The 15,716-nt window shown below is 42.5% G+C and carries 4 protein-coding genes and 4 pseudogenes; all 8 read left to right on the forward strand.

Annotated elements, in window-relative coordinates; translation table 11 throughout:
* The first annotated feature begins 24 nt into the window (after window positions 1–24).
* Entirely contained in the window at window positions 25–10,134 is a 10,110-nt protein-coding gene (locus C0638_RS19600; RefSeq protein WP_058712085.1) for a non-ribosomal peptide synthetase, read from the forward strand.
* Between the two features lie 23 nt (window positions 10,135–10,157).
* Window positions 10,158–10,880, forward strand: a complete 723-nt coding sequence (locus C0638_RS19605; RefSeq protein ID WP_025721395.1) for a thioesterase II family protein — start codon at window positions 10,158–10,160, stop codon at window positions 10,878–10,880.
* 304 nt (window positions 10,881–11,184) lie between these two features.
* Window positions 11,185–11,937, forward strand: coding sequence for a carbohydrate-binding protein (locus tag C0638_RS19610; RefSeq protein WP_090738952.1), 753 nt, complete (start codon window positions 11,185–11,187; stop codon window positions 11,935–11,937).
* 118 nt (window positions 11,938–12,055) lie between these two features.
* Window positions 12,056–12,819, forward strand: a pseudogene (locus C0638_RS19615) (IS5 family transposase).
* Window positions 12,820–12,946: 127 nt separating this feature from the next.
* A pseudogene (locus C0638_RS19620) lies at window positions 12,947–13,333 on the forward strand (SDR family NAD(P)-dependent oxidoreductase); the annotation flags it as partial.
* Window positions 13,334–13,620: 287 nt separating this feature from the next.
* A pseudogene (locus C0638_RS19625) lies at window positions 13,621–15,089 on the forward strand (IS5 family transposase).
* 222 nt (window positions 15,090–15,311) lie between these two features.
* A complete protein-coding gene (locus C0638_RS19630; protein ID WP_080771912.1) occupies window positions 15,312–15,518 on the forward strand; it encodes a hypothetical protein in 207 nt (68 codons plus the stop codon).
* Window positions 15,428–15,655 (forward strand): annotated as a pseudogene (locus C0638_RS26210) (transposase domain-containing protein); the annotation flags it as partial. The gene C0638_RS19630 and the pseudogene C0638_RS26210, both read left to right, overlap by 91 nt.
* Window positions 15,656–15,716 lie beyond the last annotated feature (61 nt).

Genomic DNA, 15,716 nt, shown 5'->3' on the forward strand with positions numbered 1-15,716 from the left:
GTTTGTATTTAAGGAGGAGTACTTATGAGTGATTTGAAGAAACAAAACATAAAAGATATGTACCGGCTCACTCCTATGCAGCAAGGGATATTGTACCACTATATGATGGATAAAAATTCAGACGCCTACTTTGAGCAGATATCACTTTCTATAAAAGGCATCCTGGACATTGATTGTGTTGAAAAGAGCGTTAATATCATTATTGAAAAGTATGACGCTTTGAGAACAATTTTTTTGTATGAAAATGTAGCCAAGCCCTTACAAGTAGTCATGAAGGAAAGAAAGCTGTCTGTCAGCTATGAGGATATTACCTCCCTTGCCGAAGAACTAAGGGATAGGTATATAGAAGAATACAGGGTTAAAGACAGAAAAAAGGGCTTTGACTTATCAAGGGATATTTTAACAAGATTAAGTGTAATTAAAACAGGCTACCAATCTTATAACATGGTATGGAGCTTTCATCACATCATTATTGATGGGTGGAGTCTCGCAAATATATTTAGAGAATTTATGGAAAACTATGAAGCCCTGATGAATAGCTGGGATCCGGAGTCAGGAAAGGTATATCCTTACAGCCGCTATATCAAATGGTTGGAAGGCAGAAATCAGAACGAGGCCGCAGATTACTGGGAAACCTATCTTAAAGGTTACGAGCATCAGACAGTCCTTCCCCAAAACGGCAGGTCTGCAAGTGATGATTTCAGGATTGAAGAAACGGAGTTTAAAATATCTGAACAAATAACTAGCGATCTTGAGAAGTTTGCAGCCAAAAACAATACAACCATGAGTACCATTATAAAGACCATATGGGGGATATTATTACAGCGGTATAACAATACCGATGATGTGGTGTTTGGTGAGGTGGTATCGGGAAGGCCTCATGAAATACAGGGAATTGAGAGCATGGTGGGTTTATTTATAAATACCGTTGCAGTAAGGGTGAGTTGTGATGAGGATAAAACTTTTACCGAACTGATCAAAGAGATGCAGCAATCGGTGCTTGAATCTGACCGGTACAGTTTCTATCCTCTGGCGGATGTGCAGTCAAAAACATGCTTGAAAGATGCCTTGATACATCATGTCATGGCTTTTGAAAATTACCCTATGGATGAAGCGGTTAATGCTTCATCCAGTAATGGCATTTTAAATGTAGTTGGAATGGAAATATTCGAGCAGACGAATTATGATTTTGGGATACTCGTTGATGGCGGTAAGGAATTATCTATTAAATTCAGTTACAACTCACTGGTATATGATGGTAATTTCATAGAAAAAATCAAGGGACATTTTCAGTCGGTAATAGAAATTGTAACCGATAATCCCGATATGCATATTAGGAATATTGATATACTCACCGAAGTGGAAAAGAAAGAAATAGTACACTGCTTCAATAATACAACGGAGGAATACCACAGGGAAAAGACCATTCACCAACTATTTGAGGAACAAGCGGTGAAGACACCTGACAATGCGGCAGTGGTGTTTGAGGGTAAGCAGCTAACCTATAGGGAACTCAATGAGAAGTCAAATCAGCTTGCAAGAGTGTTGAGGGATAAGGGAGTTAAACCAGACAGCATAGTGGGTATTATGGTAGAACGCTCACTGGAGATGGTCATAGGTATATTTGGCATACTTAAAGCCGGAGGGGCATATATGCCTATAGATCCTGACTACCCTAAGGCAAGAATCGAATATTTACTCGAGGACAGCGAGATAGGGGTGCTGATTTCCCAAAAGCAATTCCTGGAGAAAGTGGAGTTTTACGGGAAGTATATAGACATAGAAGATGAAAGCCTTTATGCCGGAAACCCTATGAACCTGGAAGTGGTATGTTCACCGCAAAATTTGGCATATATCATTTATACATCTGGGTCTACAGGAAAACCTAAAGGGGTTATGGTAGAACATAAAGGGGTAGCAAATCTGGAGGCGTTTTTCAAGACCCGCTTAAATGTAAGTGAAAGCGATAGGATTATTCAATTTGCATCAATTTCATTCGACGCTGCAGTTTGGGAAATATTTATGGGACTATTGGCAGGAGCAACACTATATATATCTTCAGGCGATATTATCAATGACTATCGAAGATTTGAAGAATACCTAAATGAAAATGAGATAACTATTGCTACTTTACCACCTCCGTATCTGGCAAATCTGGACCCGGAAAAAGTAACTTCCTTAAAGAAGGTAATTGCAGCAGGTTCGGCTTCCACTCCCGAACTTTTAAAGAAATGGAGCAACAGGATTTCATATATAAATGCTTATGGACCTACTGAGACAACCGTATGTGCAACGGTATGGAAAGCAGATGATTGTGAGACGGCCGATAAGTCGGTACCTATTGGTAAACCTATTACCAATACCCGGGTGTTTATAGTTGATGAAAACAATAATCTTAAGCCCATAGGTGTTGAGGGTGAACTCTGTGTTTCCGGGGCAGGATTGGCGAGAGGATACTTCAAAAAACCGGAACTTACCAGGGAAAAGTTTGTACCGAACCCATTTATGCCTGGAGAACTGATGTATAAAACAGGAGATCTTGCAAAGTGGCTTCCTGACGGGAATATTGCATTTGCCGGCAGAAAAGACCACCAGGTTAAAATAAGAGGGTATAGAATCGAGCTTGAGGAAATAGAAGCAGCCCTTTTGAAGCATGCTGATATAAATGAGGCGGTGGTCATTGACCGGGAGGATTCAAGTGTAGGCAGGTATCTTTGCGCTTATATAGTGTCTGACCGAGAAGTGACAGTGACCGAAATAAGGGAGCTTATATCTAAAGAGCTGCCCGATTATATGATTCCATCCTATTTTATGAGGATAGCAAAAGTACCGTTAACCATAAATGGAAAATTGGACAGAAAGGCGCTGCCGCTGCCTGATGGAAGAATAAATACAGGAACAGAGTATGCAGCGCCTTCAGGTGAAGTGGAGGAAAGGCTTGCGCTGCTGTGGCAGGACATCCTTGGAATAGAGAAGGTAGGAAGAAATGATAACTTCTTTATGCTCGGAGGACACTCGTTAAAGGCAACAAGCCTTGTAGCAAGAATTCACAAAGAGTTCAATGTAGACATACCTCTTAAGGAAATATTCAAGACACCAACCATCTTAGAAATTGCCAGCTACATTGAAGACTCAAAGGAGAGCCTATATCAGTCCATTCAACGTGCTGGGGATATGGAATATTATCCCATGTCATCCGCCCAGAAAAGACTATATATATTAAACCAGCTTGAAGGAGCTGGAATCGCCTACAATATACCTGGCATAATATTGCTGGAAGGTACTGTTGATAAAGCACGTTTTGAGCAGGCTTTTCATAGTCTGATAGAAAGGCATGAGAGCTTTCGAACCTCCTTCCATATGATCGAGGAAGAGCTGTCTCAGAAAGTCCATGACAAGGCGGACCTAAGTATCATGTACCTGGAAACCAGTGAAGAGAAGGTTCCCGAAATAGTGGAGAAATTCATAAGGCCCTTTGACCTTGGAAAGGCTCCACTATTAAGAGTTGGACTTGTAAAGATTGGAGAAGCCAGACATATTATGGTGTTTGACATGCATCATATCATATCGGATGGAGTGTCCAACGACATACTGGTAAGAGAGTTTATAAGCTTATATGAAGGGAAAATACTTCCTCCACTGCGTATACAGTACAAGGACTACTCAGTTTGGCAGAGGGAATTGTTTGCAGGAGCTGCCATAAGTAAGCAGGAGGAATTCTGGCTCCAGACCTTTCAGGGAGAGATCCCTGTGCTGGATTTATCCACCGACTACCCAAGACCCGCAGTACAAAGCTTTGAAGGAGACTACATCAGCTTTGAAGCTGATAGCGAGCTTGCGGTTAGACTTAACAAGCTTGGATCAGACAATGGAGCTACATTATATATGACGCTTCTTGCTGCATACAATGTGCTGTTATCTAGATACACTGGACAGGAAGATATTATTGTGGGAAGTCCTATAGCTGGAAGGCCTCATGCTGACCTTCAAGACATCATAGGTATGTTTGTAAACACTCTGGCCATGAGAAACCACCCGCAAGGAGAAAAGACTTTTATTGAATTCTTGAAAGAAGTTAAAGAAAATGCTTTGAAAGCATACGACAATCAGGACTATCAGTTTGAAGAATTAGTGGATAAGCTGGACATAAGGAGGGATATGAGCAGGAATCCCCTCTTTGATACCATGTTTGCCATATACAATGTTGGAAAAGCAGAGCTCATAACGTCTGATCTAAGCTTCAAGCCGTACAACAAAGGGATAGAAGGCAGAATATCAAAATTTGACATCACCTTAAATGCATTTGAGACTGAGGATGGTATAGCCTTTGAACTCGAATACTGTACAAGACTGTTTAAGAAAGAAACAGTTGAAAGACTTGGGGCTCATTACATCAATTTGCTGGAAGAAATTGCAGCATACCCCGAAAAAAGGCTTTATGAAATCGAAATGTTATCACAGGAAGAAAAACAGCAAGTATTATACAGCTTTAACGATACTGCTCTCGAATATCCCCTGGATAAAACCATACACCAAATGTTTGAGGAGCAAGTGAAAAAGACTCCTGATCATATTGCAGTGGTTTTTGAAGGTAAACAATTAACCTACCGAGAACTGAATCAAAAGGCAAACCAATTGGCCAGGGCATTAAGAGAAAAGGGAGTAAAGCCTGATGATATTGTAGGCATAATGGTGGACCGCTCGCCTGAAATGGTTATAGGTATAATGTCAGTAATCAAGGCTGGGGGGGCGTACCTTCCTGTAGATCCTAATTATCCATTGGAAAGAAAAAGGTATATGATGGAGGACAGCAAGGCCAAAATTTTACTCACCCAAAATCATCTTATGGATCGTGATGATTTCGATGGTGAGATTATTGATTTATCTGATTATGATTATAATTTTATAAACGATGTGAATATAAAATGTATAAATAAGCCTGGTGATACAGCGTACATCATCTATACCTCTGGCTCAACGGGAAACCCTAAAGGTGTTTGCATTGATAATAAGAGTGTATTAAACCTGGTAGAGGGTCTGTTCCAGAGAATATATAGCAAATATGAATCACCGTTGAATGTTTGCCTCATTGCCCCTTATGTTTTTGATGCTTCGGTGCAGCAGATTTTCGCAGCACTGCTAATGGGGCATGCATTGTACATTGTACCGGAGGAAGCAAGGAAAGACGGTAAAAAGCTGCTGGACTTCTATAGTGAAAATAGGATTGATATTTCGGATGGAACGCCCATACACGTAAATATGATGTTAAATTCTCCTCCTATAGATAATAACCTAAAAGTGAGACATTTTATTATAGGCGGAGATGTTCTTCCATTTGATGCAGTAAAAGACTTCCTAAGCAGATTTGAGGATGTGCAACCTTGCATCACAAATGTTTATGGTCCTACCGAATGCTGTGTGGATTCTACGGAATATTTGATTACTGCGGCGGGGCTTAGTAGATTGGATAATATCCCCATAGGCCGTCCTTTGCCAAACACCAGAGCATATATACTTGGTAAGAAATTAGAAGTAAATCCTATAGGTATCGCTGGGGAATTATATATATCTGGGGATGGTCTTGCCAAAGGCTATTTAAACAAGACGGGGCTTACTGCAGAAAGATTTGTATCTAACCCGTTTATAAAGGGAGAAAGAATGTATCGTACTGGGGACTTGGCAAGATGGCTGCCTGACGGGAATATAGAATTTTTAGGCAGGATGGACCACCAGGTAAAGATAAGGGGATTTAGAATAGAACTTGGAGAAATAGAGGCTCAGCTATTAAGACATGCTTCAATAAAAGAAGCTGTGGTTATTGTAAAGGAAGACCAACAGAAGAACAAGGATCTGTGTGCATATTTCGTTGGGGAAAATGAACTGACAATAACTGAACTAAGGGAATGCCTTTCAAAAGAATTGCCCGAGTATATGATCCCGGCATACTTCATGCAGCTGGATGAAATGCCTTTGACAGCCAATGGTAAGATAGACCGGAAGAACTTGCCCCACCCTGCTGCTCATTTAAATACTGGAGTAGAGTATGAAGCACCTTCAGGTGAAGTGGAAGAGAAGCTTGTACAATTGTGGCAGGATATCCTGGGGGTTGAGAAAATAGGGAGAAATGATAATTTCTTTGTGCTTGGGGGGCACTCATTAAAAGCAATAAACTTTGCAGCCAAAATTCACAAAGAGTTCAATGTAAATATATCTCTTAAGGAGATATTCAAGCTGCCGACAATTGCAGAAATTGCCAAGTACATCCAGGAAGCCCAAGAGAGTATTTATCAATCTATCCAGCCCACTGGAGAAATGGAATACTATCCTATGTCGTCTTCCCAAAGAAGGCTGTATATATTAAATCAGCTTGAAGGAGCAAGGGTGGCATACAATATGCCAGAGTTTATGTTGTTAGAAGGCAGTATTGATATAGAACGTTTTGAGAAAGCCTTAGATCAGCTGGTAAAAAGGCATGAGGCTTTCCGGACCTCCTTCCATATGGTAGATGGTGAACCGGTGCAGAAGGTCCATGATGAGGTGGAATTTAGTATCATGTACATGGAAACCGGCGAAGAAAAAGCCTCAGAAGCAGCAAATGAATTCATAAGGCCATTTGACCTTGGCAAGGCTCCTTTACTAAGAGCAGGGCTCGTAAAAATTAGAGAAGACAGGCATGTCATGATGCTTGATAAACACCATATCATATCTGACGGGGTGTCGGATGAAATACTGGTAAGAGAATTCATAAGCTTGTATGAAGGAATGAATCTTCCAGCACTTCAGATTCAGTACAAGGACTATTCCGTATGGCAGAATAAATTGTTTGCTGACGGCACAATCAGTAAACAAGAAGAATACTGGCTCCAGGCATTTAGGGGAGAAATACCAGTACTTGATATGCCGGTAGACTACCCAAGGCCGGCTATACAGAGTTTTGAAGGCGATATGGTCAGTTTTGAAACAGGCCGGGAACTTGCACATAAACTGAACAAGCTTGCCGTGGATCATGGAGCAACACTGTATATGGTGCTTCTAGCTTCATACAATGTGCTTCTTTTCAAATACACCGGACAGGAAGATGTCGTAATTGGAAGCCCTATAGCAGGAAGGCCACATACAGATTTGCAGGACATCATAGGCATGTTTGTCAATACCCTAGCTATGAGGAATTACCCTCAAGGTAAAAAGAATTTCAGCGAGTTTTTGATGGTAGTAAAAGAAAATGCTCTAAGGGCTTATGAAAACCAGGATTACCCATTTGAGGAACTTGTGGAGAAGCTTAGCATTAAGCGGGATTTGAGCAGAAATCCGCTGTTTGATACTATGTTTGTCTTGCAAAATAAAGAGGCATCAGAATTTAAGATGAATGGGCTAAGGTTCATGCCCTATGATAATGAGTTCAGGGCGTCCAAATTTGATTTGACCCTAAACGCCCAAGAGACCCAGAATAATATTGTATTTGGGTTAAAGTATGCTACTCGTCTGTTTAAGAAAGAGACAATAGAAAAACTTGGGGTCCATTTCATCAATGTACTGGAAGAGATCACAGCTTACCCCGAAAAGATGCTGTCCGAAATAAATATACTATCTCAGGATGAAAAACAGCAAATACTAAATAGTTTTAATGATACAAAGGCAGAATACCCTAGGGATAAGACTCTACATGAGCTGTTCCAAGACCAAGTGGAAAGGACACCTGATAATGTAGCTGTAGTGTTTGAGGACAAGCAATTAACCTACAGGCAGCTCAATGAAAAGGCAAATCAGCTTGCCAGAGCACTTAGAAGTAATGGTGTAAAGCAAAACAGCATAGTTGGAATAATGGTAGAAAGATCCGTAGATATGCAGGTTGGAATACTGGGAATTTTAAAAGCAGGAGGTGTCTATTTACCAATTTCAACCAAACTTCCTGAACTAAGAATAAAAAAATTACTGGAAGATAGTAATGCAACTATGCTGTTGACGCAATCACATTTAGCGGATAAAGCAGAGTTTTACGGTAATATATTACTGCTTGATTCCCCTGAAATATACATTGGAAGTGCTGAAAACCTTGATAAAATAAATAAACCAGAGGACTTAGCTTATATCATTTATACATCGGGATCTACTGGAGTTCCGAAGGGTTCAATGATAGAGCATCGAAGTGTAGTTAACTTGGTTTATGGACTAAGAAAGCTTGTCTATGAAAATTATGATAATTATTTAAATGTTGCCCTTGTGTCCCCTTACTTTTTTGACGCATCTGTAAAACAAATATTTGCGGCTTCTCTCCTTGGCCATACGCTGTTTATAGTTCCTGAGGATACAAGGCTAGATGGTGAGGGCCTTCTAAAGTACTATAACAGGAATTCAATTGCTGTTTCAGACGGAACACCAGCACATATAAAGCTTTTAACAGATACTGCCAGGCCTGGCGAAAGTCTTTCAGTTATGCAGTTTATTATCGGAGGGGAAGAACTTTCATGTAAAGGTATACAAGGTTTCTATGATCGGTTTAAAGATAATAACCCTACTATAACAAACGTTTATGGTCCAACAGAATGCTGCGTAGATTCAACTTATTACCATTTAAGCCGTGAGAAGGTGAGAAATCTAACAAGTATACCTATAGGTATGCCATTGCAGAATTATAAGATATATATACTTAATGAAGACATGAATATCTTACCGGTTAATACAACTGGTGAAATATATATATCTGGAGATGGGCTGGCAAAAGGCTATTTGAACAAACTTGAATTGACTACGGAAAAATTTGTAGCTAATCCTTTCAGCTCTGGAGAAAGAATGTATCGTACCGGTGATCTTGGAAGGTGGCTTCCTGACGGAAACATCGAATTTATAGGCAGAGTAGACCATCAGGTAAAGATTAGGGGCTTTAGGATAGAGCTTGGGGAAATAGAAGTGCAGCTATTAAAGCATCCTTCAATAAAAGAAGCTGCGGTAATTGCAAAGACAGACCAGGAGGGCAACAAGTATTTGTGTGCTTATATAGCAGGGGAAAGTGAATTTACAATATCAGATTTAAGGGCGCTTCTCTTAAAAGAACTTCCCGATTACATGATACCACAATACTTTGTTCAGCTGGAAAAGCTGCCTTTGACAGCCAATGGCAAAATAGATCGGAATAATTTACCCCAAAATGACGGTACTTTAGCTACATCAGTAGAGTATGTAGAGCCTTGCGGTGAAGTTGAGGAGAAGCTTGCACTGCTGTGGCATGATGCCCTTGGAGTACAAAAAATTGGTGTGAATGATAACTTCTTTGAACTGGGAGGATACTCACTGAAGGCAATATCCCTTATAAGCAGAATTTATGAACAGTTAAATGTTGAGGTACCACTAAAAGACTTTTATATGGCCCCAACCATAAAGGAAATTGCCCGTTTTATACACAATACGTACGCCAATGATTATATTACACCAAGTCCGGCAATTCATTTTAATTCAGCAATGGAGAGTCTTATGTTTGCATTCCCTCCAGGAGGAGGAAATGGAATAGCTTATGGTAGTTTATCAAAACAAATGAATGCTTATTCCATATATTCCTTTGACTTTATAGAAAATGAGAGCAGGATGGAGGAGTATGTGAAGGCAATTACTTCTGTCAAACCCGAGGGCCCATATATTCTATTTGGTTACTCGGCAGGAGGTAATCTGGCATTTGAAGTTGCTAAAGTATTAATTGAAACTGGACATCATGTATCCGATATAATCTTTCTGGATTCGGCTAAATCATTTGTCCTTATTGAGGAAGAAAGCGAAGATGCTAAGAAACTTGCTGAGCAACAGGATAAAGAATTTATAGAAGAAAATGAGAAACTTATAAAAGGCATGTTTGGAGATAACCAGGCAGTTATTGAAAAGGCCATTGAAAGAATGAGAAATTATCATAAATACACTAGAAGTGTTATAAACTCGGGACAGATAAACTCCAATATCCATCTTATTATATCACAGCAGCAAGACAATGAAGGTGAAGCTGATTTATGTGAAGGATGGAGAGAGGCAACAACGGGAGAGTTCAAAGTATATAACGGATTTGGCAGTCATTTTGATATGTTAAGTACAGGATATATAGATAAAAATGCGGCTATTATTAAAGAAATATTGGAAGAGATCAACCAATAGTTCAGATATAAGGGGTAGATATAATGGATAAGATTAAATTGTTTTGTCTGCCGTATGCAGGAGGTTCTGCAGCAGTATATAAATATTGGGAACAATACTTGCATGATAGGATTGAGCTTTTCCCGATTGAGCTTGCGGGAAGAGGCAGCAGGATTGGTGAACCGTTTTACGGAAGTGTTGAGGAAGCGCTTGAAGATATACACCGTATTATCATAAGCAACCTTGAAGAACAACCTTATGCGTTGTTTGGCCACAGTATGGGCAGTGTACTTGTATATGAACTTGCCTATAGAATAAAGGAGCTCGGACATCCATATCCTGTCCATATGTTTATTTCCGGCAGATATCCTCCGGGTTTTGTAAGTAAGAAGAAGGTACTCTATGATTTGCCGGATAAGGAGTTTGTGGATGAGGTATTTAAGCTGGGAGGCACGCCCAAAGAGGTTCTGAAAAGCAATGAATTAATGGAGTTGTTTTTACCGATACTCAGAGCGGATTTTAGAATTACTGACACATACAGGCACATTGAAAAAAACGCTAAGCTTGACTGCGATATAAGTGTATTGTGGGGAAAAAGAGAAAAGGGAGCCACTATTTTTGACGTTGCAAAATGGCATGATTATACGTCCAAAAGTTGTAAAATTCATATGTTTGACGGGGATCATTTTTTTATACACGATTACAAAAAGGATGTAGCAGCAATAATAAATAGTAGTCTCATCGACTTTGCAGACAATGGTATGTGAAGACTGAAGTTTATTTAAAATTTAATATGAAATCAAGAGGCTAAGTTTTTAGGTTGACTTTAATGACCTGTAGACTTAGCCTCTTTCCAGTCTAATCAAAAATTTCAAGAAAGTAGAACCTACGTCCTATTGGAATTATTTTCATGTTTCTGTATTATCAGAATTGTAATCATTTGTTTAAGCGCTTTAATTATGGAATGAACTTGAAGTATTTGTGAAAACAAAGGGGGGAAATAGTGCTGATAAATGTTGAAAATGAGCAACACAGGAAAATATCAGAAGAAAAATACAAGGAGGTTTGAAAATGACTAGCAAAAAGTTTTCTTTTAAAGCCACATCACTTTTGGTAGTTTTAGCAGTATTCTTATCCACCTTTTGCGCAGTCTTGCCGGTGAGCGCAGCCGCTAGGGGAGCATGGGCACCAAATACGGCCTATGCAGTAAATGATACAGTAACATATAGTGGAAGTACTTATACCTGTCGTCAGGCACATACTTCCCTCGTAGGTTGGGAACCACCTATTGTTCCTGCTTTATGGGAGAAAGGCGGCAGCGGAACTACGCCACCTACAACACCGCCAACAACGCCACCAACAGGTCCTTCAGTAACAAAGCCTTCCGAAGTTCCAAGCCACATATGGACATACACAATGAATGCGGGCGATAAATTCGGTAAAGGCGGAGATTTTGCTTTATTGCTGAGTGCTGTGATCAAAAAGGAAAGCAGCTTTGGAGCAGGCTTACCAGGCAGTCCATCAGCCGGCGACGGATTGATGCAGGTAGAACCAAACACACGTAATGCTTATTTATCTCAATTCAGCTCAAAATTTGGCCGTGCTTATAATCACGGCAGTGAACAAGATCAGGTATGCTTGGGCGGACTGATTTTAAATGAAAAGATTACTAGATTCGGCAACATATATAATGGCTTATTACACTATAACGGAGGAGATAACTGGTATCCGGGAGCTACAGACTCTTATGGCCGTCCTATTCTGGCCAATCAATATGCAGATGCAGTTTACGCTACTTATAAGGGCTATGGCGGTAAGAACTAAGGTGGATTTTAAAAAAAGATAAGCAAAATCGGGCTGAAAAATGCGTTTTTTCAGCCCGATTTTTTTAGGGCCTGTACGCAAACTGTACAACTCGTAGAAATCTAGTAAAATAAGGCACATGAGACGAAGATACGAGTTAACGGATGAAGAATGGAATATAGTTGACCCCCTGTTGCCCCCAGCCCGAAAAAAACAGGGAGGACGTCCGCCCAAGGATCGGCGCCAGATGCTCAATGCCGTGCTTTGGGTTGCTCGAACGGGCGCGCCATGGCGGGATTTACCGAGTTACTATGGCCCTTGGTCTTCAGCCTACAGCTTTTTCTGGCGGCTACAAAAAGCGAATATTTGGGGTGAAATACTGAAGCATGTCGCCATCGAGCCGGATTGGGAGCAGGTCATGGTCGATGCCACCATCGTCCGCGTCCATCAACATGGAGCGGGCGCAAAAGGGGGCAGGACCGGCAAGCAATCGGACGTTCGCGCGGAGGATTAACTACCAAAATTCATGCGATGGTGGATGCGCTCGGCTATCCGCTGCGTTTCGAATTGACGCCAGGACAAGACCACGATTCTGTCACCGGCTATCGCCTTCTTCATGAACTGGACTTCTGCCCGGGCGAAGTGTTGGCTGATCGCGCCTACGATACCAATGCCATTCTGGAGCTTTTGCAAAGCCGAGCGATCACTCCGGTTATCCCAAGCAAACGCAATCGGCGGGTAAAGCGCCCGTTAGATTCTGAAACGTATAAAGAGCGACACTTAATTGAATGCTTTTTCAACAAAGTAAAAAACTATCGACGCTTGGCCACTCGCTATGAAAAAACAGCGAACATGTTCATGGCTTTTTTGACGCTGCTTTCAATTCGTTTATGGCTCAAATAGGTTTGCGTACAGGCCCTAGAGAATTGTACAATTAAATTTTTGAATAAGAACAAAGAGAAGGTTCTAAAACAGGCATTCTCTCTAAAAAATATGTACAATATACTATTTGTGAAAAGTTATGTAGATACTCGAGCATTTGAAGTCCAAAGAAGAAGCGGTTATTATCAACACGACTTCGTCACTTGGATTCGTGCCACTGGCGGGTGCTGCTGTTTATAGTGCGACGAAAGCAGCGCTCCATTCCTATACGCTATCCCAACGGTACATGCTTAAAGACACATCGGTGAAAATCCTGGAAATTGCGCCGCCAGGGGTTCAAACGTATTTCAATAACGATCCGAGCTCTATGCTACTAGCATCATTCATTGATGAAACGATGAAGGTACTTGGTACGGATGCGGACGAGGTTCTAGTGGAAGAAGCGAAAGTATTTCGAAACAACCCGGGCCCGAACGAAGGTATTTTTGTGAACCAGTTAAACAATATGATGTTTGAGCCGCCAAAGGGTCATTAATCCGTTTAATACTTAGCGTATATTTTCGTTAATTATCTCAACTCGCTTTTAGAAAATCCTTGATTATCAAGGGCGTGTACATCGAAGACATGTAAACAACGTATTCGCCTTGACAATGAGCCTCGCGGCATCGGAGTCTAAACACGTGCGCCGATGCCCATAGGACACGGTTTACCTAGGGCTTGCTGAACGAATCAAAACTCCAACAGGCACAAGGGTTTAGGGCCTCTTATGTCGAAGGAAAACGGGGCAGCCCGTGAAAAACCGTGCACTTGGAGGCGTCAGGATTGTATCAGCGAACCGAGAACCAGATGAACCTGCCCGTCGACTTTTTTCTGCCGTTCGGCGGAAAGCTCGCAGAAGATAACCGCTGGGTGCTGCTGGCCCAGATGATTCCGTGGTGGATGCTCGAAGAGAAGTATGCGAAAAACTTCAAGAAAAGCCTCAAGGGCCAAAAAGCCGTTTCGATCCGTATCGCGCTCGGCGCACTCATCATCCAGGAGCGGCTTGGCACCGATGATCGGGAGACACTTCGTCAGATTCTGGAGAACCCGTATCTGCAGTACTTCCTCGGTCTGCCGGAATATCGGTACCGCCGTCCGTTTCATCATTCTCTCATGACGCATTTCCGCAAGCGATTGGGTGGCGAAATTCTGGATGAAGTGAATGAATGGATCGCTCTGGAAGAAGCGCGCAAGTGTCGGATGATTCATCGGACGACGATGAACCTGGCAGCGGAACTGACGCAGCGTCCGGTAAGCCTTCAGAAACGCAGCCACAGCAGATGGAACTGACGAACGAGGGCGAACTGCTGCTGGACGCTACCTGCGCGCCGGCGGATATCGCCTACCCGACGGATTTGTCGTTACTGAATCAGGCCAGAGAAAAGCTGGAGAAGATCATCGACATCCTGCACGAACCGGAACGTGGAAAGACCCGCAAGCCCAGAACATACCGAGAGCGTGCCCGCAAAGCCTATCTGGCGGTTGCCAAGCAGCGGCGCGTGAAGCCGCGCGCGATGCGAAAAGCGATCGGCAAGCAGCTCAGGTTCGTTTCCCGTGATCTGCGCATGATCGCCGAACTCGCCGATATGACGAGCGGCCTGCCGCGGCGTTTGTACAAGGAACTGCTGGTCATTCAAGAGCTTTATCGTCAGCAGCAAACGATGTATGACAAGCGGACACACAGCATATCGGATCGGATTGTCAGTATCGCACAGCCACATGTCAGACCGATCGTGCGCGGCAAAGCCAGGGCAAACGTCGAGTTCGGAGAGAAGCTGGCGATTAGCGTGGTGAACGGCTACGCTTTCCGCGAGCATCTGTCGTGGGATAGCTACAACGAAGGGCAGACATTGCAGGACGCCGTAGAGCGTTACCGCGCCAGATTTGGTTATTATCCCAAAGCGGTGCTGGCCGACCAGATCTATCGAACCCGCGACAACTTGCGCTTCTGCAAAGAGGGAATTCGCTTAAGCGGACCGCAGTTGGGTCGTCCGTCAGCCGATCAGCAGGAGAAAAAGAAAATCGCCAAGACGGATGCAGCCGCACGCAATGCGGTGGAAGGCAAGTTCGGCGAAGGCAAGCGCAGTTATGGGTTTGGCCGTATTCGAGCACACCTTCAGACGACGAGCGAGACCGTGATCGGGCTGCAACTGCTGGTGATGAACCTCGAAAAGAGACTTCGGGTTCTCTTTTTGTCTATTTTGCAATGGCTGTGGTTGAGACTCGCGGTCCGCTTGCTCGTTCCACTGTAAAATGTGACCCGTTCAGCAAGCCCTACCTAGCAAGGTTATCCGATGCCTCTCATTGTAAAGGCACCACTACGCTGAATACGTTGTTTACAGAGTTAAGATATCCCGTAAACAAAGTAACATTATCGGTGAAATTCGTTACTTTGTTTACTATTAATAGCATGGTTTAAGCTAGTCAAGATAAAGTTAAAATGTTGGCGGATCGCCAATAGGACTAATGACAAATTGAAGGTGAAATTGCATATCGACAGCGGACACGATGCCGGGGCGATGTGGTTTGCGTACTCGACCGTCTATTCTTCACCGGACGGAAGCGGCTGGTATTCGCTCGTTATCATTGAAAAAAATGGTTTTTTTCCAATGCGCCACACGGAGCAAAAGCCAGTGCAACGATCTACAGTGTCATTGAAACAGCGAAGAAAAACGGGCTAAATCCTTTCAAGTATTTGACGGACCTGCTCGAACAGCTTCCGCAGCTTGCGAATCCGAAAGATCCGGTTGAGCTAGACGAATTGTTGCCATGGTCGCCTTCGCTCCCACTGACGTGCCGCCTATTTCAATCAAACTAAGACTAACAGGCCCTCATCTTGGGAACAAGGTGGGGGCTATTTTGCGCTTACACAACTGCTG

It is taken from the genome of Paenibacillus sp. lzh-N1 (genome assembly GCF_002872435.1).
Classification (GTDB): Bacteria; Bacillota; Bacilli; order Paenibacillales; family Paenibacillaceae; genus Paenibacillus; species Paenibacillus polymyxa_C.